The following is a 19,133-nucleotide window of genomic DNA, read 5'->3' as shown; positions in this document are numbered from 1 at the left end:
CATCGACACGGCGCTGACCATGGTTGAAGGCGCATTGAAAGCAATGACCGCGGCCGGCTCGCAGCTCGGCTCGTTGACCGCGCGTATCGACCTGCAGACGACCTTCGTCTCGTCGCTCAGCGACGCCATCAGCTCCGGCGTCGGCAAGCTGGTGGACGCCAACATGGAACAGGAATCGAGCAAGCTTTCTGCCCTGCAGACACAGCAGCAGCTGGCAGTACAGTCGCTCTCGATCGCCAATTCCTCGTCGCAGAGCATCCTGTCGCTCTTCAAATAAAGCGGCAGAGGATGCGCCGTCCATCTCGACATCGCATCTATTGCAAAATCAGAAGCCGCGCTTCCAAAGGGCGCGGCTCTTTCGATTTTTTAGACTTGCTTCGCTATGGCGCGGCCGCATTGCCGGCGAAGGCCAGACCTTCCTTGAGGTGGGGACGCAATAGCAGATACAACGCGGCGAAGTGCGTGATCATCAGCAAGGGTACGTAGATGATCGGGATCGCGTAGGTGGCGCCCAACTGCCCCGCCAGTGCTGGAAGGCCGAGCTGGACTGCGTGGTAATAATCGAGAACGAGGTCGGTCGTCCCCACCAGATTGAAGGCGACGACCAACACCAAAAAGAGCGGACGTATGCCCGCCGCCAGCAGTGCCAGCATGGCCAGTACCCCGGTTGCAAGGTCGCCAAAGGCGGCGGCGGTCGCAAAGCCAGCCGGCAGATTGGGGCCGACGACACCGGGAAGGATGAAAACGAGCCCGAAGAAGCGGAAGCTGTGCAGGGTAGCAATGGCGCGGTGTGCTGCGATCGCGTCCATCGACTTGAGCCTGGGCCAGCCGTACGCTGCGAAGCAAAGCAGCCACGCGACATAGCCCAGAACGAGATGTATCAGGAAGAGGGGTTCCGGCGACATTTGATCTCCTATCAGACGTCAATTGGCGCGGCCTCGAACACCGGTCAGGATGCCGAGCCGGCCTTCCATGAGATTTCGTTCGAGCCAGATGTACGACCGCTTTTCGCAGGCGACTATTCGCGATAATGTCGATAGGTCATGAAGCAGAACTTCACAGTCAGGAAAGGCGCGCTCGACGGTGTGGAGGCGTTCCTGAGCGTCGCCCAGCACAGCAGTTTTCGCAAGGCGGCAGCCGAACTCGGAGTGAGCCCGTCGGCGATCAGCCAGACGGTCCGCGCATTGGAGGCGCGTGTCGGCGCTGCGCTCTTCATGCGCACAACGCGCAGTGTCGGCCTGACCGAAGCCGGGCAACGGTTCCTTTCGCGCGCAAAGCCCGCTTTCGAGGAGCTTGTCGCCGCAAGCAAAGTCGCCCATGAACTCGGGCAGCGGCCGAGCGGACTGTTGCGCCTTTCCGTGCCACGCGCAGTGGTGCCGATCGTGCTTGAGCCGCTGATTGCATCCTTCTGTCAGGCCTATCCCGAGGTCGAGGTTGAGATCGCCGCGACCGGGGAGCTGATCGACCTGGCGACCGGAGGGTTTGATGCTGGCGTCCGGTTCGGCCAGTTCATCGCTGCTGACATGATCGCGGTGCGGCTGACGCCGCCGTTTCGCTTCATCATCGTCGGTAGCCCCGCCTACCTTGCCCGCAGCAGCCAGCCCGAGAGCCTGGAGGATTTGCGCCAACACGCGTGCTTGAGATTGCGCCGATCCAACGGCTCTCTGGCGCCCTGGTCGTTCAACGACAATGGCCGTACGATCGAGATTGCCGTGTCGGGGCCCCTGATCGCGAGCGACTTTCCCACCATGCTCGGCGCTGCGCTTGAAGGTATTGGTCTTGCCCAGGTGCCCGAGCCAATCGCGGCGGCGGCGGTGAAGGCAGGAAAACTCGTTGCCTTATTGGAGCCGTTTGCGCCTACGACGCCGGGTATGTTCCTTTATTATCCCGGCCGCCGGCAAATACTGCCGAAGCTGCGAGCGTTCATAGACCACGTGAAAAGCCGTGCGGTCGACGCGAATAAGGTTCGAATTCGCACAGACGACAGTCGAACCGTGACGCCGTAGCATTCAACCGCAGCTTTCGGGCAGCCCTCCAATACAGGCCGCGTTCGCGCCATTGCGCTTTGCCTAACCCAGGGATCACTGAAGGGTAATCTTTGCGTTTCTCAGACTGTCCTCAAGGTTCAACAGCTCGCATAGTTCGTCTGCGTCTTCGAGATCGAGGGCGCTGAGTTCTTGACCATCCAGTACAACGGTCATGCCGGTGAAGATGTCATACACCGACCACCCGTTGCCCCCATGGTCTCTGTCTTTGTCAAACCGAGGGTGGGCCATAGCGCAATTTTAACGCCGTCCGGGAATGTTTTCCAGAAGTTTTCGAGAGGGTGATGTGTTGGGAGAAGGCGACTGCCGACGAAATTGGCAAAAACGCTGATTTGACCGCTGCCTCGGGGAGAGGAGCTGCGTCGACGAAACCGCAGCGGTCAGCGCCCGGGCCGCCCCGCCGTCGAAAATTTTTCACGAAAGCGCTTGCGCAAGCGCTTCGATGGCCATATCGTCAGTTTATCGCTGCTAATCGACTTTGAAGGCAACAGCCAACATTTCGATCGCAAGAGGCTGTGGCCTCAACGCCGGCGGTTTTGGGAGAGAGATCCGCGCTACTGGAGGAGTGACCACAGAGGCGCGGTCATTGGGAAAAATGTCCGACCTTTGTGACCGCCATGTGATGTGGCGGAAGGCGGACCTATGGGAGGAATGAGCATGCAGCTTACTCGCTTGTTTTCACGCCGCAGCGTCATATTGGGCGCGGTGGCACTGGGTTCCATCTTTGCTGGCGCGATTGCGCCGGCGGCAGCAAATCCGATCGAAATCCGTTACCTTTATCGCGCGCCCTGGCCTTCTTCGGAGGTCTACGCCAATTGGCTCATTGACGAATGGAACAAGAAGAACGGCACACGCATCCATGTGACCGGCGCAAGCGTCGATGGTGAGACCTACAAGACCAAGCAGACGATCGAGCTTGCTTCCAGCAATCCTCCCGACCTTTTCTATTCCTGGGAGGGCGGGCGCGCAGCAGAGATTATCAAGAATGGCTTCGCCGCCGATTTGACCCCCTATTACGCAAAATACGGATGGGACAAGTTCCTCGTTTCGGCGTCTGTGTCGCTTGCTACATTCGATGGCAAGAAGTTCTTCGTCCCCACTGAAATCGGAGCATCTGTCGTCTGGTATCGCAAGGATCTTTACGAGAAACTTGGCTTGAAGGTACCGAAGACCTGGGACGAACTGATGGCCAATGCGAAGGTTGCCAAGGACGCCGGCTACTGGCCGTTCATGCTGGCCAACCAGAAAAAATGGCCGTCGCAATTCATGTGGTCAGCCATAATGGTCAACAAATTCGGCGTCCAATCCTACCAGGACCTGGTCGACAACAAGATCGCCTGGACCGACCCGCGCGCGGTGGAAACGACCAAGATCATGCAGGATCTTGCCAAGTCCGGGATGTTTGAACCGTCCTTCAATTCAATCGACGTCGGGCCGGCAATGGTGCCGTGGTCACAGGGAAAAGCGCTGCACTGGTACCAGGGATCGTTCAATCTCGGCCGTTTCCGTGGCGACAAGGATAAGTGCTGCGTCGTGCCGATGGATTTCTTCCCAATGCCTCCCATCGATGGCAAGCCATCAGTCATGTCGGTCTATGCCGAAGACACGATCATGATCCATGCCAAAAGCCCCAACAAGGATGCCGCCGCTGAATTCCTCGACTGGATGATCTCCAAACCGGCGATGAGCGAGAAGCTCGTTATCGACAAGCCGTTCCCCTCGTCCACCCAGGCCGATCTCACCGGGTTGTCGGAGATGGAGCAAAGGTTGAGCACGACGATGTCGGGCGCCGGATCTTACACTTTTATGCACGTCGATCACGCAACTGCCCCTGCGATCTCCGACAAGTTCCTTGATGGTCTTCAGGGTGTGCTGGCTGGTGCCATCACGCCTGAAGAGGCGATGCAGCAGACAGAAGACGAAGCCGTGCGGGTGCGCGGCAAGATCTGACACGTTAATCCACTGCTTCTTGCCGACGAGACATGCAGTCTCGTCGGCGGTTGGCCGCTGCTTGATACACTGTCACCCAATAAGGACCGCTGCCATGGCGCAACCAGGCCTCGCTGAGGAAAGAACGTCTTTCATCCAGTTCGCACGTGCCCACACGTTCGTAACGATTTTTGGCGTCATTACGCCCCTTGTCATTTTCGCAATCTTCGTCGGCTATCCAATCGTCTACACGATCTATCTCAGTTTCTTCGACTGGAACGGCATGGCGCCGGTAAAGACCTTTATCGGGCTCGACAATTATCGATATCTGCTTGGCGACAAGTATTTCTACACAGCCCTTCTCAACAATGTGAAATGGGTGGCGGTGACGCTCGTTTTTCCGGTCACGTTCGGCCTTGCCATAGCCTATGGATTGAGAAGCCGCATATTGCCGGCGCCGGCCCTCATCCGCACCGCTATCTTCTTTCCGGTGACCATGTCGTTGATTTCGGTGGGTTTGATGTTCCTTTTGATCCTCAATCCGTTGTTCGGTGCACTTGACACGCTGTTGAGGTCGGTCGGCCTCGGATTCCTGGTCATGGAGTGGTTCGGCGACTACCGCATCGCTCTCTATACGCTTGCGGTGGTTTCCGGCTGGGCCTTCACCGGCATGCCGATGATCTTCTATTTTGCCGGGCTCGGCGACGTCCCGAAGGAAACCTTCGACGCGGCAAAGATCGAAGGAGCGGGTCACTTGCGCATGCTCACCCAGGTGGCGATACCGCAACTGAGACCGGTGACGGCAGTCGTCGTCATGCTCACCTTATTTGAATCCCTGCGGGCATTCGATCTCGTCGCAGTCATGACCAAGGGCGCGCCGTTCGGCACGACGAACGTACTCGGTTACGTTGTCTATCTGGAAAGTTTCTGGAACAGCCGGTTCGGCTATGGCGCGACGCTTTCGGTAGCGATCCTCGCAATCTCGATCCTCCTTGCAACGCTTCTGATGAAAACGTTGATGAAAGGGGCGTTCGATGTCTGACACGATTTTCTTCGTGCCATCGCGCTGGCTTTTTGGCTTTCTGGGAAAACTCGTCGGCTATTCATTGCTGGCCGCTTTGCTCTTCATCTGGCTCGGCCCGATCTTGCTCGTCGTCATGACCTCTGTGAAGTCCAATGACGACTTCCTCGCAGGGCCCTTTGCCCTGCCGACATCGCTGACGTTCGAACCCTACATTTCAGTATGGAACTCGCTGGGATTCGGCCCGCTGCTGGCAAACAGCTTTCTCTATGCCACCACGGGATCGGCGCTGGCGGTGCTTCTTGCTCTCGTTCCAGCCTTCGCACTTTCCCGTCTCGACGTGCCGGGTAAGAAGCTCATCTTCGGTGTCATCCTGACAGGGCTCATGCTGCCGCAGCAAACAGTGCTGATACCGCTCTACGATACGCTGCGTGCGATGAACCTGTTGGACACGCGCATCGGCTTGATCATTGTGCACGCCGCCTACGGGATGCCGGCTCAGATTCTCATATTGCGTGGTTTCATGACGACAATCCCCCGCGAGATCGAGAAGGCTGCCTACATTGAGGGAGCGTCGGATTTCCAGGTCTTTTGGAAAGTCATCCTGCCGCTTTCGGTTCCCGGCATCCTTGTTGGCTTTACGCTCAATTTCATCGCCATTTGGAAGGAGTTCGTGTTCGGGCTGGTGTTTCTCAATTCGCAGGCCAACTTCCCGGTGACTGTGGGCATGCTCAAACTCAACAGCGATCGATACATGTCGGTCTTCAACCTGCCGGCTGCCGGTCTGGTGATTTCGCAAATCCCCATCGTCATTCTCTTCCTTCTCACCTATCGCAAACTCTCATCGGGCAATTTCGCCGGCGCCGTCAAAGGCTGATCGCAACCCGCCCGAACTTAGAAAGGCTCCTCCATGGCCGAAGTGTCCCTTATCAATATCCAGAAACGATACGGCGCCCACATCGTGGTCCCCGGCATCGATCTCAAGATCGCCGACGGCGAATTCACAGTTCTGGTTGGTCCCTCCGGCTGCGGCAAGACAACAACGCTGCAAATGATTGCCGGCCTCGAAACCATTTCTTCCGGCACGCTTCAGATTGGCGGCCGGGATGTGACTGTGCTTCCCCCGAAGGATCGAAACATCGCCATGGTGTTTCAATCCTATGCACTGTTCCCGCACATGACCGTGCGGGACAATATCAACTTCGGCCTGAAGATCCGACGCACGCCGGCCCAGGAAATGGAGGCGGTCGTCGGAGAGGTTTCGGAACGCCTTCAGATCAGCAATTATCTGGACCGCTTGCCAAAGGCGCTTTCGGGCGGTCAGAGACAGCGCGTCGCTCTGGCGCGCGCGCTTGTGCGCCGGCCTGGCGTCTTCCTGATGGACGAGCCACTTTCCAATCTTGATGCGAAGCTGCGTGTCGAGGCCCGCAGCTTCCTCAGCAAAATGCACCACGAACTGGGTATCACCACAGTCTACGTTACCCACGACCAATCGGAAGCAATGACCATGGGGAGCCGGATCGTCGTGATGAAGGACGGCCTCATCCAGCAAGCCGCACCGCCCCTTGAGGTCTACCGCAGGCCGGCCAACCGGTTCGTCGCCGGCTTCATCGGATCTCCCTCGATGAACTTCCTCGAACTCGGCGTCGCGCGCGACACGCTGGTCGATATTGCCTCGAACATCCGGATTGCCGTGCCGGACAGCCGGCGTGCCGAAATTGCCAAAGGCGGTGGAGGCAAAGTCGTCCTCGGTGTGCGGCCCGAACATCTTCATCTGCTGCCCCCCGGTACAGAACCCCCGGACGCGATCGTTTGCAACGTCGATGTCTCCCAGCATCTCGGCAACGAAATTCTTTTGGATATTACTGCCGGAAAGCAACGCGCGATCGCCAGAGCGGACGCGGAAGCCGAGGTGCACGAAGGGGAAAATCGCGCATTCCGCGTCGATATGGAACGGGCGCATTTCTTTCATTCCGAAACCGGCGAGAATTTGGCTCTCTGCTAGATCGCTGAAGCAAAACAGCCGCGCAATCAGCAGTCTGTGATTGCGCGGATCGAAGGATACGACTAGGTCGTATCGTTTGCGACCTGCTGTTGGGCCTCTTGCGAACGCCGCGAAGCTGGCCACTTGGCAAGAGGCGGCGAGATGGCGCTCATTTCAGCGTCACGTCGGCTTGTAGGTCGGTCATTGAATATTGGAGAACGCATTTATGGCCACGATCACAGATGTCGCAAAGGCAGCCGGCGTTTCGTCCTCGACCGTATCGCATGTGCTGAACGGAACCCGATTTGTCAGCTCGGAAACCGAACAGGCCGTGCGCGATGCGATCGCCCGAACAGGATATACGCCCAACACGCTGGCGCGAGCTCTGGCACGGTCGACCAGCAATAGCGTCGGCATCGCTATATCAGCTATTTCCAACCCCTATTTTAGCGACATTATCCGGGCAGTTGAAAGTGAATGTGCAGCTGTCGGTATGACGGTGTTTCTCGCCGATACGCATGATATCCCGGAGAAGGAGCTGGAAGTCGTCCAGGCGCTGCACCAGCGCCGGGTCGATGGCATTATTCTCGCCCCCTGCTCCGATACCGAACAAAGTGCGCTTGCCTACCTGAAAGAGAATGCAATCCCCGCGGTGCTGGTGGACCGGCTGGCTTCCGCAGATTTCGATCAGGTCGGCGTACAGAACTCCGCGTCCGTTGAAGTTCTGGTGGATCATCTCTTCAACCATGGTCACCGGCGTATCGGCCTCATTCCGGGGCAGGTCGGATTTGCGACAACCCGCGAGCGCATCGAGGGATTTATGATCGCCCTAAAACGGCTGAACCTCGCCGAAAGCGATTGCCCGATCGCGTCCGGTTCGCGCGACGTCGACACGGCCGCCGCTTCCGTCGAAGCGATGATGCAGCTTCCAGTGCCACCAACGGCAATACTGGCGGGGAATAATATGGCGACCATCGGTGCCATGAGGGGGTTGAAGCGAACTCAGCTGCGGGTTCCGCAAGACATCGCACTTGTCGGTTTCGATGATTTTGAATGGGCGGATTGTTTTGAACCGCAGCTGACTGTTATAGCCCAGCCCTGTCTGGAAATCGGGCGTAACGCTGCGACCATGCTGCTCGATCGGATAAAGCGGCCCGAAAAGGGGCTTGAGACCGTCAGGTTGGAAACGAAACTCATCGTGCGAAACTCTTGCGGTTGCGGTGCCGGTTTGAACGCCGGATAGAGCCTTCCTGAGATGAAACCTCTTTCGATCTGGCGATCAATGTCGCGACAAGACGCGTGCAATGCAGGTCAGCAACGTCCTACCAGCACATCACGCAGCACATCAAAAACACGGGGATCGAGCGTCTGGGACACGTTGAAGCGCATGAAGCTGGTGGCTGATTGCGACAAGCTGAATGCGTTGCCGGGTGCCATGACTATCCTTCTTTCCAGTGCAGCACGCGCGACATCGGCTGCGTCGATCCCGTCTGGCAGTTGGCACCAGAGGAACATTCCGGCCTGGGGTTCCAACCAGGGCGTTACGCCCAGATTTTTGAGTTTGGCCGAGACTTCGCGCCTTGCAACTGAGAGACGGTGCCGCACGACCTCCAGATGTTTTCGATAGCCGCCGTCGCCCAATACATTCAGGACCAGTTCGCCGGTCATCCGACCGCCGCCAAATGATGTGGCGATCTTGAGATCGGTCAAGCCATCGATCCACTGCGGTCTGGCCGCGATAAATCCGCAGCGCGCTGACGCCGATAAAGTCTTCGAAAAGCTGGCGATATGAATGACGCGGTCAAGCCCGTCGAACGCTGCAAGCCGTGGTGCTGTCATGTGCTCGAGATCGGCGAAGATATCATCCTCGATGATCGTCAGGTCGAACTGATCGGCAAGTTTCAGGACCCTGTGGGCGAGCACAGGGGAAAGGGTTGCACCAGTCGGGTTGTGAATGGCGGAGTTGGTGATGTAGAGACGAGGTCGATGCTCCGCCACTGTCCGGGCAAAAGCCTCGATATCCGGGCCGGATGGGGTGTAGGGCACGCTAACGATCTTTGCCCGATGGGCTCGCAGCAGCGCATGGAAGTTGAAATAGCAGGGATCATCGACCAGCACGGTGTCGCCGGGTTCAAGGAGAAAGCGGCACAATAAGTCGATCGCCTGCGTGCCCGATTCCGTGAGCATGATCTGATCCGGAGAAGCTTCGACGCCTCGTTCGGCCATGCGTCGGGCGATGAGTTGGCGAAGAGGAGGCAATCCGAGCGGCGAGCCGTAGTCGGTCAGCGTTGACCCGTCGGCGCGCGAGAGTGTTCGCAGGGCACGGCGAACGCTTTCCTCAGGCAGCCATGAGGGCGGGAGCCAGCCACAACCCGGCTTGAGGTCGACTTCACCTGCCTCCAGGGACTGACGCGAGACCCAGAACGGATCGACTGCTCGATCCAGCTTCGGTCCGACGTCGGCAAGAGCAAAGGGGGCTGCCTGGTTGGCGACGTAAAATCCGGAGCCTGGTCTGGACAGGATCGCGCCTTCTGCAACCAGACGCTCATAGGCATCAACGACGGTCGAGATCGACACCTTCAATGTCGCTGCCAGTGCGCGGACCGACGGCAGCTTTGCACCCGGCGTCAGACTCCGGCCGGCGATGCGCTGCCTGATCGTATCCATGACCATCGCTATTCGGGTGCGTCCTGCCGCGTTTCCATCCATCCGTATTGCTTCCTCGACCATAACGGTTTCCACAAACCGTATCAGATCGTATCTGGCAATGCCAATGCGCTTACTGGATAAGAGGCGCCTCAATCGGAAATGGAGTGGATGATGGACCGTACAACAGAGGGATGGATTAACGGCTTTATTGGCATGGTGATCTTCAGCGGATCGCTTCCTGCCACGCGCGTGGCTGTGACGCAGTTCGATCCGGTTTTCCTCACCGTCGCGCGAGCCGCAATCGCTGGAATTCTTGCCCTTGTCCTTGTCATCCTGCTGAAACAGAAACGCCCCACACCGAGCGAGATCGCATCGCTATTGGTCGTGGCAGCGGGCGTCGTGGTCGGATTCCCGTTGCTGACGGCCTTGGCACTGCAACACGTCACGTCAGCGCATTCCATCGTCTTTATAGGTCTGCTGCCGCTGGCGACGGCAATCTTCGCTGTGATCCGAGGTGGAGAGCGGCCGAAACCGGCCTTTTGGCTGTTCTCGGTGCTTGGCAGTGGATTGGTAGCCGGATTCGCCTTTGCACAGGGTGTCACCGCATCGCCGGTCGGCGACCTGCTGATGCTGGCCGCGATCGTCGTCTGTGGGCTTGGGTATGCCGAAGGCGGCAAACTGTCGCGAACGCTGGGTGGATGGCAGGTCATTTCGTGGGCGCTCGTATTGTCGTTGCCGCTGATGATTGCTGTCGCGCTCTTCTCCATGCCAGCGACATTCTCCGGCATCGGAACTCCGGCGCTGATCAGTCTGGCCTATGTGTCGCTGTTCAGCATGCTGATCGGTTTTGTGTTTTGGTACCGTGGTCTGTCGCAGGGCGGAATTGCTGCAGTCGGGCAACTGCAACTTCTCCAGCCATTCTTCGGTCTGGCGCTTGCTGCAACCCTCCTGCACGAGGCCGTCACCTGGGGAATGCTTGCAGTTACGGTTGCCGTCATCATGTGTGTGGCCGGTGCTCGTCGGTTCGCTCGGTAGGAAGAGGAAGAACAGTAGATGCATGGGCCATCTGCATTTCGCCGTGACCGCCGATGCTTTTTCGCACATGCCGCACGGTCCTCCAGACAGCGAGAAGTACCAGCGGAATAGCACCAAGGACCGCTAGTTTCGCGATGTGCGGATCTATGCCGAGTTCGGAGATGTTCTCGAGGCAAATTTTTGCGAGGCCAACCGTGTAGTAAGTGATGGCGATTACGGAGAAACCTTCGACCGCCTGCTGGATGTGCACCTGCACACGCGCCCGCTCCTCCATCGAGGTCAGGAGTGAGGCGTTTTGATCCTCCAGTTGAACCTGGACTGTCGTTCGAAGAAGGTCCCCGGCAAGGCTGACCCGCTCTCCCAACTCATCCAGGCGCCGCCCGGCTGCATGAACCGAACGTATCGCCGGCTGGAAACGCCGGTCGATGAATGTTCCAATCCGTTGCCGTTGCTCGACGCGCTCTTCTCGCAGTTCAAGCAATCGGCTTGCGACGATGTCGGCATAGGCTTTGGTCGCCCCGAAACGCTGACGTGCGAGTGCCGAAAAATTGAGAACCTCGGATGAGAGTTTGGTGACCTCGGACAGAAGCGCCTTGTCGACTTTCGTAGCGCTTCGCATATGGGCGATAAGCAATTCCAGGCGCCGGTCGAACATCGAAAGCCGTGTAACCGTCTCTCGCGCCATGGGCAGGGAAAGCAGCGCCATCATTCGATAGGTCTCGATCTCCAGCAAGCGTCTGACCATTCGCCCGGTTCGATAGGCGTTCAGATTGCGGTTGAAGAGCCGGAACTCGACAAAACCACTATCGTTTAGTCGGAAGTTGGAGTGCACCTCGCCGTCGCCACCGCCAACCTTTGACGCAACGAAGTCTCCTTGCGGCTTTTCCAGCCGCTGGCCCTCCTTTTCGTCGCGCACCAGAACACGGACGGCCGAAATGACCTTCCCGTCAATGTGCCGGACGCAGGCGGCGAAAGCCTGTGGCGCTTCGCCTGGCGACAGGGACGACGCCGGGACCACGAAGGTCAAGGTCAGGAACTCTGTGTGAGCTTCCCATTTTATCCGCCCTTCGCCGAGCCGCCCTATGCCGTGATTTCCTTGGCCGGTGGTGGCCACCTGTTCCAGCCCGGGCAAGTCCGTCGGGACTGGAGGCGGTCGGTCTTCGCCGACGATGGCGACATGCCAAACGTCGGTGTTGCCATCAAAGTAGAGAGAGGGCCTTGCGTGGAGCTCGTTGTGCAGTTCTCTTCGCAATAGATGCTCAGTATCGAGCGGCATAGGTTCAGGCTCCTCTCCTGCGGCTGGTCACAGCGCGACCGCGACAGGGCCGAATGGCGATTCGCCGAATTATGCGAGTTGCCCATTGCGCCTGCAAGCCGCAGGCTCGTGCCGAGCCAGAGCTTCGCCTGCCGACAGTTCGCATCCTCAATGAACCGCGCCTGTCGTTCTTACTCTCTTTGGTCCGGCTGGTAGCCATGTCGCGAAAAGAACCGGTCGAGCTCCCGTTGCTCCGGCACTTGGCCGGTATAGATTGCGATATATTCAGGGATGCGTTTCATCCGCACCACAATGTCTTCTTCGGATTGCATGGAGATGTAGCCGATCTGGACCAGATAGGTCGTTCGCGCCCGCGCATCGGCGGTAATCTCTGAATGGCCGAAACGGATGAACATCTGTTTGAGCGCCTCCAGGCGCGTCAGATCGGCGTCTCGGACCTCGGCGAGAAGTTCATCGGACTGCAGTGCCCAACTGCGAACGGCGAATTCGAACTTTGCGTCGAAAAGGTCGCTATTCAGCCAGCAATCGAATACGTTGAGCATCGCCTCGGCCAAAGATTCTGCATAGGCTTGCGCCTGCTTGACGATGCTTCCGGTATTCTTCTCTCGCCACCGGGCCACCAATGCGGCGAGCAATTCCTCGCGGTCCTTGAAGAACCAATAAAAGCTTGTGCGCGAGAGGTTGAGTTTCTTGGCCAGCGGCAGAATTTTCACCGAATCCACGCCCGATTCCAGCAGGCAATCGTAGGCCGCTTCCAGCCAACCTTCCTGTGATCCGCGCCAACCGGTGTCGCCTATAGCCTGCTCCATGGAACATCTCCTAACAAAACGCAACGGTTTGCACAAGAAAAATGTACACTTATGTCCTCAGGCATGACCTATCTGTTTTCTGCATTGACACATATGTACATTCCACATAGCGTTCGCGCCGACGTTTCTAATCCGGAGGCAGGCGCATGTCGAACGATCCCCTTCTTCAGCCCTATCAACTAAAGCACCTAACGCTTCGCAATCGTATCATGGTGACTTCACACGAGCCCGCCTATCCGGAAGACGGAATGCCCAAGGAGCGGTATCGCGCCTATACCTTGGAAAGGGCAAGGGGCGGCGTCGCGCTGACCATGACGGCCGGCTCTGCGGCGGTGTCGAGGGACAGTCCGCCGGTCTTCAACAACCTGCTCGCCTATAAGGACGAGATCGTTCCGTGGATCCGGGAAATGACCGATGCCGTCCACGAGGAGGGAGCTGCGATCATGATCCAGCTTACCCATCTCGGGCGTCGCACGCGTTGGGACAAGGGGGATTGGCTGCCTGTAGTCGCTCCGTCGCACCATCGCGAAGCGTCACATCGCGCATTTCCCAAGAAGATCGAGGACTGGGATATCGAGCGCATCATCAAGGACTTCGCCGACGCTGCCGAGCGCATGAAGGCCGGTGGCATGGACGGCGTCGAGCTGGAGGCCTACGGCCACCTGATCGACCAGTTCGCATCGCCGCTGACAAATGAGTTGGATGGCCCCTACGGGGGCTCGCTCGACAATCGCATGCGGTTCTGTTTCGACGTGTTCAAGGCTATGCGCGAACGGGTCGGCGACGATTTCATTTTGGGCGTGCGCTACACCGCTGACGAATGTCTCCCGGGCGGGACGGGAAAGGCGGATGGCATTGAGATTTCCAGGCGGCTGCGGGACAGCGGCCTGATCGATTACCTGAACGTCATTCGTGGCCATATCGATACCGACCCGGGCCTGACTGACGTGATCCCGATCCAGGGCATGGCAAACTCGCCGCATCTCGATTTCGCCGGCGAAATCCGCGCGGCCACGAACTTCCCGACTTTCCACGCAGCGAAGATCCCGGATGTCGCAACCGCCCGCCATGCGATTGCGGCTGGCAAAGTCGATATGGTCGGCATGACGCGCGCCCATATGACGGACCCGCATATCGTTCGAAAGATCATCGAGAAGCGTGAGGACGATATCCGTCCTTGCGTCGGCGCCAACTACTGTCTTGATAGAATCTACCAGGGTGGAATGGCGTTCTGCATTCACAATGCCGCAACGGGCCGTGAGCAGACCATGCCGCATGTCGTCGAGAAAGCCGATGTTCGCAAAAAGGTTGTCATCGTCGGAGCTGGTCCGGCCGGTCTTGAAGCAGCACGCGTCGCAGCCGAGCGTGGCCATGAGGTCGTCGTCTTCGAGGCGGCGAACGATCCAGGCGGACAGATCAGGCTCACCGCACAAAGCGAGCGTCGCAGGGAGATGATCAGCATCATCGACTGGCGCATGAGCCAGTGTCAGAAGCTTGGAGTGACCTTCCACTTCAACACCTGGGCTGAAGCTCAGACTGTCGGGGCTGAAAAGCCCGATGTCGTCATTGTCGCCACCGGCGGCATGCCGCATACGGACGTTCTTTCAAAGGGCAACGAGCTGGTCGTATCGTCCTGGGACATCATCTCGGGCGACGTGAAACCCGGTACCAACGTGCTCATCTTCGACGATGCCGGCGACCATGCCGGTCTGCAGGCTGCAGAATTCCTGGCCAAGGCCGGCGCGAAAGTCGAAATCATGACCCCGGACCGCTCGTTCGCTCCGGAAGTCATGGCAATGAACCTGGTTCCCTACATGCGCTCGCTGCAGAAGCTCGATGTTATCTTCACCGTCACCTATCGATTGGAAGCAGCCGAGAAGAGCGGCAACCAGATTATCGCCCATGTCGGCAGCGACTACGGCGGCGTCGCCAAGCAGCGCACGGTTGATCAGATCGTCGTCAACCACGGCACGATCCCGCTTGACGAACTATATTTCGAGCTTAAGCCGGCCTCGAGCAACCTCGGCGAAATCTCGCACGACCAGCTTCTGTGCGCAAAGCCGCAATCGGTCATTCGCAATCCGGACGGTGAGTTTCAACTTTTCCGCATAGGGGATGCCGTGGCAGCACGTAACACCCACGCGGCAATCTACGACGCGCTGCGGCTGGCCAAGGATATCTGAGCTTTGTCGCGAGCTGAATATGGTTCGCAACGCTTTCGATGATGATTCCGGTTGCGCTATGGTCGTTCCGGGCCGAATGTCGGTATGCCGCTTGGCAGATTGGTTCGCAACCAGCCGGCAGATGTGGGCGCTAAGTCAACCTGTTGGATATCCAGCCATGCTGGTTGACCGTGACGTCGCCGGAACCGCCAGATAGGAGCCTGAACATGCGTGCGATGATTGCCGCTACCATCATCTTCGGCCTCACCCAGATCCAGCCTGCCACGGCCGCGACGACGGAGACCTCGACTTGCGCTCCCGTGAGCGAAAAGGAAATCGCCGGGCTTTTCGACCGTTGGAATACCTCGCTTGCGACGCTCGACCCGGAGGAGGTCGTCAAGAACTACAGTGCGGACTCCGTCCTTCTCGCCACTCTGGCAAACAAGCCACGTCTGACCAGGGCCGAACGAATAGAGTATTTCAAGCACTTCCTTGAGAAGAAGCCGAAGGGCAATATCGACAGCCGGGACATCAAGATCGGATGCAACTGGGCGGTGGATGTGGGTACCTACACCTTCACCTTCAAGGATGGTTCGAAGGTGCCGGCTCGGTACACCTACACCTACGAGTACGAGAAAGGTAAGTGGTTGATCACCTCGCACCATTCTTCGATGATGCCGGAAAAATAATGCCGGTGGCCCGATCGCCATCTTGGCGAGGGGCTCGCACGTGAAACCGATATTCGTCGGACAGCTTGTTCCTGGACGACATTTAGGTGCGTTTTCAGTGGCCGTATCCTCAGCCCATGCGCTCGGACGCGTAAGATCCGGGGCTTGCCGGAAAGACGATCGTCTTGTTCCCGTTTATGAAGACGCGGCTGTGAATATGGGCGTGCACGGCCCGGGCGAGCACCTGGCTTTCGACGTCGCGGCCAATCGAGACGTAGTCCTCGGACGATTGCGCATGCGTGACGCGCGCGGTGTCCTGCTCGATGATCGGCCCTTCGTCAAGATCGGCGGTGACGTAATGGGCCGTCGCACCGATCAGCTTCACGCCGCGCTCATAGGCCTGCTTGTAGGGGTTGGCACCTTTGAAGGACGGCAGGAACGAGTGGTGGATGTTGATGATCCGGCCGGACATCTTCTTGCACACCGCGTCAGACAGAACTTGCATGTAGCGGGCAAGCACGATCAGTTCGGCGCCGGACTGCTCGACGACCTCCATCAGCCGGGCTTCGGCCTGCGACTTGTTCTCCTTGGTCACCTTGATGTGGTGGAAGGGAATATCGTTGTTGACGATGACCTTTTGATAGTCGAAGTGGTTGGAGACGACGCCGACGATTTCGACCGGCAGCGCGCCGATCTTCCAGCGATAGAGCAGGTCGTTGAGGCAGTGGCCGAAGCGCGAGACCATCAGCAGCACCTTCATGCGGCGCTTGCTGTCGTAGAACTGCACCTTCATCTGGAAGCGCTCGGCAACGACCGCAAAGCCCTTTTCCAACTCCTCCTGCGTGATGCCCTCCTGGCTGGCGAAACTCAGGCGCATGAAGAACAGGCCCGTTTCGAGGTCGTCGAACTGCGAACTGTCGATGATATTGCAACCCTGTTCGGCGAGATAACCTGTGATGGCGGCGACGATACCGCGGGTCGATTTGCAGGAAACGGTGAGTACATAGGAGGTCATGACAATCCTCAGTCGAGACAAGCGGGCGATCTATTGGTTCGATATCGAAAAGGCGAGGGATCAGGCGGCGAGCAACTGCTTCAGCTTGACCTCCGGGGCGGCAAGGGCTGCCGGATCAGGATGACGGCCGGCAGCGATCAGCATTTCAGCCAGACGAATGTCGCGGGCGATCGTATTGCCAGGACCAATGCCGCTCGCTGCAAGCAGACGGCCGTCTCCATCCAGATGGAAGAGAATAAATGCCTCCGCAGACAGGTCGCGGCGAATGGTGGTTGCCGCGCCGTCTGCAAGTCCGGCAACCTGCAAGGTCATGTCGTACTGGTCCGACCAGAACCACGGGACGGCGGCGACAACCTCCCGGGCGCCTATCAGATTGGCGGCGGCAAGAAGCGCCTGCTCCTGGGCGCTGCGCCACGATTCCAGCCTGATGCGGCGGTGACCATAGTGAAGGATCGGGAAAGAACAGCAGTCGCCGGCGGCGTAAATGTCCGGATCGCTCGTTTGCAGGTGCGTATCGACGGCAATGCCGTTGTCGATTGTCAAGCCTGCCTCGGCGGCAATCTCCGTGTTCGGGACAGACCCTATGCCGACAACCAGAAGATCCGCTTCGATCACCGAGCCGTCCTCCAGAAAAACACGCACGACGGCCTCGGCGTGTTCGATCTTGGCGATGCGGGCGTTGCAGAGAATGTCTACGCCTTCGGCCTGATGACGAGAAGCGACGGCCTCGGCGATCTCCGATGGGACACCACGCGACAGGATGCGGGGCAGCCCCTCGATCAAGGTTACGGAGGTGCCAAGCTTCCTTGCACTGGCGGCCAGTTCCAGGCCGATGAATCCACCGCCAATGATTGCCAGCCTGCGCCCCGGTCCGAGGCAGGCGCGTATCGCCATTGAGTCGGCATGGTTGCGAAGCGTCCGGACGCGGCCGTCTGGGGAGGCCGTCGCAGGCAGCGCGCGGGGCCGAGCGCCGGTGGCGAGAAGCAGCTTGTCATAGACGACAGACGTTCCGTCGCAGAGCAAAACGCGCCTGAGACCACGGTCCAGCTTTGTCGCCGAAACGCCGAGCCTTAGATCGATGCCAAGCGATGCGAAACGCTCGGTTTCTGCGACATACTTAGGTTCTGCCGCGAGAAGGATCGCGTCTTTTGACAATGGTGGCCGCTCGTAGGGGGCCAAGGTTTCGCTGCCAATGAGCGTTATCGAACCCTGAAACCCTCTTTCGCGCATAGAAAGTGCGGCGCGGCCGCCGCATTCGCCGGCGCCGATGATGGCGATGTGTTGTGTCACGAGACCTTGCCTCCCAAGCATGCATAGACCATACGCGAGGTCTGCGAAGGGGCCAACACGCCAATGATATAATGTATCAAAAGATATCAGTTGTTTCGGAAATGAGTGAAAACATATCAGTGGCGTAGCATTGAACCAGCTTTCAAATGTTCTCGCGCGTGTAGATCTCGAACGGGAGGACACTTGTAAAGTTTCCGTCGCCTCCCCTTGCCTTCACCGAGCGGACCATGCCTGACAAGGCTTCCTCCGCCAGACGGGCAAGAGGATGAGAGATGACAAATGTCATCGCGCCATCAAGAAGAGCCTCTCGCGTTACGTCCATGAGTTCATAGCCGACCAGCATGACCTTTCCGGCATTGCCTGTCGATCTCAACGCGGCCAGAGCGCCGGAGATGCCTCCGCCGGCAACATAGAGACCCTGCAGGTCCGGATGTTCCCTTAGCAAATTCTCGGTCATTTCCTCGGCAACCGCCTTCGATTCGAAGGTGGAGCGCGGTTCGAGGATGGTGAACTCGGACGCACACTCGCGAAAATAGGAGCGGAATCCGCTCTCATTCATCTCCTGGCATCTATATCTGGGATTGCCGACGAGAACGCCGAGTTTGCCCGGCCGATCGCAAACCTGGTCGAACATCCAGCCGGCCGTTCGACCCACTTTCCAGCCATCGATGCCGATGAAATGCACCTGGCCCGTTGAGTCGATCTGCGAAATCAGCGCAAACACCGGCTTGCCTTGAAGCTGCAGCGTTTCCACGGCCCGAATGACAATCGGATGAACGGCCGCAACAACGCCGATCGCGTCGCAGGTCTCGGCCAATTCCAGCATCTTCGCCGCCGTATTTTGTGGCGACAGATCGTCGAGAAACTCAATGCGAAGTTCGAGCACGCAATCGGATATCCGCTGCGACGCCGATCGCAAAGCCTGAGCGAGATTGAGGTAGAATTGCCGCGATGGCTGATGCAACAGGAAGCCGAGACGATATTTGGCTTTTGCAGCAGTGATCCTGCTGTCGATCGCCCCCAATCCGTAGAACCCGATTTCCTGGGCCGCTTCCTTCACGCGCTGCATGGTCGATTGTCTGACGTTGCCGCTGCCGCCAATCACTCGATTTGCAGTGGCTATGGAAACGCCTGCAGCAGTCGCAAGATCACGTATCGTCGGCCGCGTCATATTTCACTCCTCGTATCATTTCGTATCAGAATGCAAGCTAATATGATACAAATGAGACGTTTATATCTCGGCATATCAA

General features: G+C 58.4%; 18 protein-coding genes. 10 read left to right on the top strand and 8 right to left on the bottom strand.

What is annotated here, in order from left to right; translation table 11 throughout:
- Nucleotides 1–277 (top strand): flagellin (locus AB4Z52_RS29155; RefSeq protein ID WP_442221365.1); only part of this gene is annotated, 277 nt, incomplete at its 5' end.
- 103 nt (nucleotides 278–380) lie between these two features.
- Here AB4Z52_RS29155 and AB4Z52_RS29150 read toward each other — a convergent pair.
- Entirely contained in the window at nucleotides 381–905 is a 525-nt protein-coding gene (locus AB4Z52_RS29150) for a hypothetical protein (protein WP_442221364.1), read from the bottom strand.
- 138 nt (nucleotides 906–1,043) lie between these two features.
- Between AB4Z52_RS29150 and AB4Z52_RS29145 the strand changes: the two genes are divergently transcribed.
- Complete coding sequence (locus tag AB4Z52_RS29145; RefSeq protein WP_442221363.1) at nucleotides 1,044–2,006, top strand: LysR family transcriptional regulator; 963 nt, start codon at nucleotides 1,044–1,046, stop codon at nucleotides 2,004–2,006.
- Nucleotides 2,007–2,081: 75 nt separating this feature from the next.
- Here AB4Z52_RS29145 and AB4Z52_RS29140 read toward each other — a convergent pair whose 3' ends face one another.
- Nucleotides 2,082–2,222, bottom strand: coding sequence for a hypothetical protein (locus tag AB4Z52_RS29140; protein WP_442221362.1), 141 nt, complete (start codon nucleotides 2,220–2,222; stop codon nucleotides 2,082–2,084).
- A 480-nt stretch (nucleotides 2,223–2,702) separates the two neighbouring features.
- Between AB4Z52_RS29140 and AB4Z52_RS29135 the strand changes: the two genes are divergently transcribed.
- The 5 genes from AB4Z52_RS29135 to AB4Z52_RS29115 all read left to right on the top strand — a co-directional run bounded on the left by AB4Z52_RS29135 (nucleotide 2,703) and on the right by AB4Z52_RS29115 (nucleotide 8,222).
- Nucleotides 2,703–3,995 (top strand): ABC transporter substrate-binding protein, encoded by a 1,293-nt coding sequence (locus tag AB4Z52_RS29135; protein ID WP_442221361.1) that lies wholly within the window; start codon nucleotides 2,703–2,705, stop codon nucleotides 3,993–3,995.
- 94 nt (nucleotides 3,996–4,089) lie between these two features.
- A complete protein-coding gene (locus tag AB4Z52_RS29130) occupies nucleotides 4,090–5,016 on the top strand; it encodes a carbohydrate ABC transporter permease (RefSeq protein ID WP_442221360.1) in 927 nt (308 codons plus the stop codon).
- Complete coding sequence (locus AB4Z52_RS29125) at nucleotides 5,009–5,872, top strand: carbohydrate ABC transporter permease (protein WP_442221359.1); 864 nt, start codon at nucleotides 5,009–5,011, stop codon at nucleotides 5,870–5,872. Before AB4Z52_RS29130 ends, AB4Z52_RS29125 begins: the two co-directional genes overlap by 8 nt.
- A 33-nt stretch (nucleotides 5,873–5,905) precedes the next feature.
- A complete protein-coding gene (locus AB4Z52_RS29120) occupies nucleotides 5,906–7,000 on the top strand; it encodes an ABC transporter ATP-binding protein (protein ID WP_442221358.1) in 1,095 nt (364 codons plus the stop codon).
- 205 nt (nucleotides 7,001–7,205) lie between these two features.
- Nucleotides 7,206–8,222, top strand: a complete 1,017-nt coding sequence (locus tag AB4Z52_RS29115) for a LacI family DNA-binding transcriptional regulator (RefSeq protein ID WP_442221357.1) — start codon at nucleotides 7,206–7,208, stop codon at nucleotides 8,220–8,222.
- Between the two features lie 68 nt (nucleotides 8,223–8,290).
- Here the strand turns inward: AB4Z52_RS29115 and AB4Z52_RS29110 are convergent, their stop codons facing one another.
- Nucleotides 8,291–9,709 (bottom strand): aminotransferase-like domain-containing protein, encoded by a 1,419-nt coding sequence (locus AB4Z52_RS29110; protein ID WP_442221356.1) that lies wholly within the window; start codon nucleotides 9,707–9,709, stop codon nucleotides 8,291–8,293.
- A 90-nt stretch (nucleotides 9,710–9,799) separates the two neighbouring features.
- Here AB4Z52_RS29110 and AB4Z52_RS29105 point away from each other — a divergent pair, with 90 nt between their 5' ends.
- Entirely contained in the window at nucleotides 9,800–10,663 is an 864-nt protein-coding gene (locus AB4Z52_RS29105) for a DMT family transporter (protein ID WP_442221355.1), read from the top strand.
- Here the strand turns inward: AB4Z52_RS29105 and AB4Z52_RS29100 are convergent.
- A complete protein-coding gene (locus AB4Z52_RS29100) occupies nucleotides 10,626–11,939 on the bottom strand; it encodes a DUF3422 domain-containing protein (RefSeq protein WP_442221354.1) in 1,314 nt (437 codons plus the stop codon). The two genes, AB4Z52_RS29105 and AB4Z52_RS29100, sit on opposite strands and share 38 nt — an antisense overlap.
- Nucleotides 11,940–12,109: 170 nt before the next feature.
- On the bottom strand, nucleotides 12,110–12,748 hold the full coding sequence (locus AB4Z52_RS29095; protein WP_442221353.1) for a TetR/AcrR family transcriptional regulator: 639 nt from the start codon (nucleotides 12,746–12,748) through the stop codon (nucleotides 12,110–12,112).
- A gap of 146 nt (nucleotides 12,749–12,894) precedes the next feature.
- Between AB4Z52_RS29095 and AB4Z52_RS29090 the strand changes: the two genes are divergently transcribed.
- Nucleotides 12,895–14,931 (top strand): oxidoreductase, encoded by a 2,037-nt coding sequence (locus AB4Z52_RS29090; RefSeq protein WP_442221352.1) that lies wholly within the window; start codon nucleotides 12,895–12,897, stop codon nucleotides 14,929–14,931.
- Nucleotides 14,932–15,137: 206 nt separating this feature from the next.
- On the top strand, nucleotides 15,138–15,599 hold the full coding sequence (locus AB4Z52_RS29085; RefSeq protein ID WP_442221351.1) for an SgcJ/EcaC family oxidoreductase: 462 nt from the start codon (nucleotides 15,138–15,140) through the stop codon (nucleotides 15,597–15,599).
- A gap of 109 nt (nucleotides 15,600–15,708) precedes the next feature.
- Here AB4Z52_RS29085 and purU read toward each other — a convergent pair whose 3' ends face one another.
- The 3 genes from purU to AB4Z52_RS29070 all read right to left on the bottom strand — a co-directional run bounded on the left by purU (nucleotide 15,709) and on the right by AB4Z52_RS29070 (nucleotide 19,054).
- Nucleotides 15,709–16,593 (bottom strand): formyltetrahydrofolate deformylase, encoded by an 885-nt coding sequence (gene purU / locus AB4Z52_RS29080; protein ID WP_442221350.1) that lies wholly within the window; start codon nucleotides 16,591–16,593, stop codon nucleotides 15,709–15,711.
- A 60-nt stretch (nucleotides 16,594–16,653) separates the two neighbouring features.
- Nucleotides 16,654–17,823 carry an NAD(P)/FAD-dependent oxidoreductase gene (locus AB4Z52_RS29075; RefSeq protein ID WP_442221369.1) on the bottom strand — a complete coding sequence of 390 codons (1,170 nt, stop codon included), beginning with the start codon at nucleotides 17,821–17,823 and terminating at the stop codon, nucleotides 16,654–16,656.
- Between the two features lie 202 nt (nucleotides 17,824–18,025).
- Nucleotides 18,026–19,054 carry a LacI family DNA-binding transcriptional regulator gene (locus AB4Z52_RS29070; protein ID WP_442221349.1) on the bottom strand — a complete coding sequence of 343 codons (1,029 nt, stop codon included), beginning with the start codon at nucleotides 19,052–19,054 and terminating at the stop codon, nucleotides 18,026–18,028.
- Between the last annotated feature and the right edge of the window lie 79 nt (nucleotides 19,055–19,133).

The sequence above is a fragment of the Rhizobium sp. 2YAF20 genome, from assembly GCF_052114685.1.
Lineage (GTDB): Bacteria > Pseudomonadota > Alphaproteobacteria > Rhizobiales > Rhizobiaceae > Rhizobium.
This window is presented reverse-complemented; position numbering and strand designations above follow the sequence as displayed.

Bases quoted from the DNA above. Each gene is read 5' to 3' on its own strand.
- AB4Z52_RS29150 (WP_442221364.1), bottom strand. From the start codon at position 905: ATGTCGCCGGAACCCCTCTTCCTGATACATCTCGTTCTGGGCTATGTC.
- AB4Z52_RS29145 (WP_442221363.1), top strand. From the start codon at position 1,044: ATGAAGCAGAACTTCACAGTCAGGAAAGGCGCGCTCGACGGTGTGGAG.
- AB4Z52_RS29135 (WP_442221361.1), top strand. From the start codon at position 2,703: ATGCAGCTTACTCGCTTGTTTTCACGCCGCAGCGTCATATTGGGCGCG.
- AB4Z52_RS29130 (WP_442221360.1), top strand. From the start codon at position 4,090: ATGGCGCAACCAGGCCTCGCTGAGGAAAGAACGTCTTTCATCCAGTTC.
- AB4Z52_RS29125 (WP_442221359.1), top strand. From the start codon at position 5,009: ATGTCTGACACGATTTTCTTCGTGCCATCGCGCTGGCTTTTTGGCTTT.
- AB4Z52_RS29120 (WP_442221358.1), top strand. From the start codon at position 5,906: ATGGCCGAAGTGTCCCTTATCAATATCCAGAAACGATACGGCGCCCAC.
- AB4Z52_RS29115 (WP_442221357.1), top strand. From the start codon at position 7,206: ATGGCCACGATCACAGATGTCGCAAAGGCAGCCGGCGTTTCGTCCTCG.
- AB4Z52_RS29110 (WP_442221356.1), bottom strand. From the start codon at position 9,709: ATGGTCGAGGAAGCAATACGGATGGATGGAAACGCGGCAGGACGCACC.
- AB4Z52_RS29105 (WP_442221355.1), top strand. From the start codon at position 9,800: ATGGACCGTACAACAGAGGGATGGATTAACGGCTTTATTGGCATGGTG.
- AB4Z52_RS29100 (WP_442221354.1), bottom strand. From the start codon at position 11,939: ATGCCGCTCGATACTGAGCATCTATTGCGAAGAGAACTGCACAACGAG.
- AB4Z52_RS29095 (WP_442221353.1), bottom strand. From the start codon at position 12,748: ATGGAGCAGGCTATAGGCGACACCGGTTGGCGCGGATCACAGGAAGGT.
- AB4Z52_RS29090 (WP_442221352.1), top strand. From the start codon at position 12,895: ATGTCGAACGATCCCCTTCTTCAGCCCTATCAACTAAAGCACCTAACG.
- AB4Z52_RS29085 (WP_442221351.1), top strand. From the start codon at position 15,138: ATGCGTGCGATGATTGCCGCTACCATCATCTTCGGCCTCACCCAGATC.
- purU (WP_442221350.1), bottom strand. From the start codon at position 16,593: ATGACCTCCTATGTACTCACCGTTTCCTGCAAATCGACCCGCGGTATC.
- AB4Z52_RS29075 (WP_442221369.1), bottom strand. From the start codon at position 17,823: ATGCGCGAAAGAGGGTTTCAGGGTTCGATAACGCTCATTGGCAGCGAA.
- AB4Z52_RS29070 (WP_442221349.1), bottom strand. From the start codon at position 19,054: ATGACGCGGCCGACGATACGTGATCTTGCGACTGCTGCAGGCGTTTCC.